Here is a 2555-nt window from a genome sequence, read left to right on the forward strand (position 1 = left end):
TCCACCATCTTGCGGATATCCCGCAGGAACTGGTGCGTTTCCGGGAGGTTCTCGCCCGTGGTGCCTTCCTGGTGGTACAGGTACGGCACCGCGTCCAGCCGGAAGCCGTCCACCCCGAGGTCCAGCCAGAATCTCAGGACGCTCATGATGCGCCGCCGCACCGCGGGATTGTGGTAGTTGAGGTCCGGCTGGTGTGAGAAGAAGCGGTGCAGGTAGTACTGCTTGCGTACCGGGTCGAAGGTCCAGTTCGAGGTCTCGGCGTCCGAGAAGATGACCCGCGCCTTCGGCATGCCCGCGTCGTCGTCGGCCCAGACGTAGAAGTCCCCGTAGGGGCCGTCGGGCTCGCCGCGCGAAGCCTGGAACCACGGGTGCTGGTCGCTGGTGTGGTTCATGACCACGTCGATGATGACTCGGATGCCTCGGGCGTGCGCCTGCTCGACGAAGGCCACGAAGTCGCCCAGGTCGCCGAAGTCCGGGTTGATCTCCTTGTATCCGGACACGTCGTAGCCGCCGTCGCGCAGCGGCGACTTGAAGAACGGCGGCAGCCAGATGCAGTCGATCCCGAGCCATTGCAGGTAGTCCAGCTTGCTCGTCAGGCCCTTGAGATCACCGGTGCCGTCGTTGTTCGAGTCGTAGAACGAGCGGACGAAGGCCTCGTAGAAGACCGCGCGCTTGAACCAGAGCGGGTCACGCTGCGCGGACGGCGTGTCGAGTGCCGAATCGGGAATCGGGGCGTTGGCCGGAGCATCGCCGTGCACCGTGTCCTCGGCGGGCAGTCGCTGTGCGCATATCGGAGCGCCGGACGGAGACGATCCGGCGAATGTTCCACCGTTGTCGGTCAGGTCAAGCATGGCGTTCCTTCTCGTGTTCGCCTGGTGGTCGTCCTGGACGGCCGGGGACCGGTCCGCCGCCGGATCCGGCTCAGCTCGGCACAGCCGCGCCGAGCGCCGCTCCGTCGACGGACCGGTCGCTCTCACTTTGGCCCAGGACCAGCGCGACCGCGCCGAGTGCGCTGGCCTGGGGGCCTAGTTCGCCGACGGTGATGTGCGCGGCGGCGGCAAGCGGCAGTGCCGCCTTGGCCGCCGCGTCGCGCAGTGGGCCCAGGAGCAGCTCGCCGGCTCCGGCCAGCGCTCCGCCCACCACCACCGCCTGCGGGTTCAGGATGTTGCACAGCATGGCGACCGCGCGGCCGGCCGCCGCCCCCGCCTCGCTCAGGGTTCTAATGCAGCCGCGATCGCCCTGCCACGCCATGGTGATCACATCGCGCAGCGTGATGTGGTCGCCGTAGCCGGGTTCGAGTCCGCGCATGATTCTCGGCAGGGCGACGAAGGATTCGAGGCAGCCTCGGTTGCCGCACCGGCACAGGGGTCCGGCCGGGTCCAGGACCAGGTGGCCTATCTCCCCGGCCGAGCCGGTGGCGCCGCGCACCAGCCGGCCGCCGATGATCAACGCGCCGCCGACTCCGGCGTGCAGCTTGAGGTAGACCACGTCGTCGAAGTCACGGCCGACGCCCCAAAGCCGCTCGGCGAGCGCACCGAGCTGCGCATCGTTGTCGACGGTGACCGGCAGGCGCAGGCGCTCGGACAGCGCGGTGGCCACGGACACACCGGCCCAGCGGGGATCGGACCCGGCGGCGGCGTCGGTGTCCCGGTTGTACGGACACGGCACGCTCACGCCCACGCCGAGGATGCGCGTCGGATCGATGCCCGCTTCGGCGATCGCCTCGCGTACGAGGCTCGCCGCGGTGTCGATGCCGCGCTCGGGGTGGTAGTCGGCGGCCAGCGGCTGCGACTTGGCGATGCGCACCTGATGGGTGACGTTGGCGATGATCACATGGACGTGCCGGTGGCCGAAGTCGACACCGATCGCCTCGCCGGTGGCCGGGTTGAGCATCACGGCCGATCCGGGGCGCCCGGCGGCGCCCCCGGCGGGTGGCAGCGCGGTGCCCAGGTCGATCACCAGACCGCCGGCGACGAGCTCGCCGACCAGCCCGGAAACCGTCGAGCGGGACAGCCCGGTGGCGCGCGCGATGTCGGCTCGGCTGAGGGTGCCGCGTTCGCGCAGCAGGCGCACGACCGCCTGCCGGTTGCGCGAGGCGCGGGTCTCGTGGGGAGAAGGGCTCACAGCGCGAGAATCCAACGTTACGCGAAAATAGTCAAGAACCGAACAAATTCTGCCCTTGAGACGGGCTTTAATTCGGTGGAATTTGTTCGTAAATTAAAAAATGGCAACAGACTTGACCCGCGGATTTCGTCGTAGTTACCTTCGGCGAAACGCCACCGCACCGCCACAAGCGCTCGGCGGCTCGGCATTGAGATCTCCCCGCGACCGTGGCGCCCCGGCCGCGACCTTAGGCCGGCTACGCAGCACAGCGCGACACCGTTATCAGCATTCGACAAAGGGGTACCAATGCGCACAGCCACCGGTAGGGCCGCCCGCTCCGTAGCGGCGGTGGCGGCCGCGGGGCTCGTCCTCGCCGCCTGTTCCAGCAACACCTCGAGCGGATCGCCCGGCAACGGGCCGAGTTCCGCGCCCGCCTGGGCGGACCTGAGCGG

Annotated in this window: 2 protein-coding genes; both read right to left on the reverse strand. The window is 69.0% G+C overall.

All coding sequences use genetic code 11. The annotated features are described in order from the left end of the window. A partial coding sequence (locus VGZ32_RS24910) for an alpha-amylase family glycosyl hydrolase (RefSeq protein WP_326888621.1) occupies positions 1-851 on the reverse strand: 851 nt, incomplete at its 3' end. A 70-nt stretch (positions 852-921) separates the two neighbouring features. Then, positions 922-2124, reverse strand: coding sequence for an ROK family transcriptional regulator (locus tag VGZ32_RS24915; RefSeq protein ID WP_326888622.1), 1203 nt, complete (start codon positions 2122-2124; stop codon positions 922-924). Positions 2125-2555 lie beyond the last annotated feature (431 nt).

It is taken from the genome of Actinocrinis sp. (assembly GCF_035938995.1).
GTDB lineage: Bacteria > Actinomycetota > Actinomycetes > Streptomycetales > Catenulisporaceae > DASZGI01.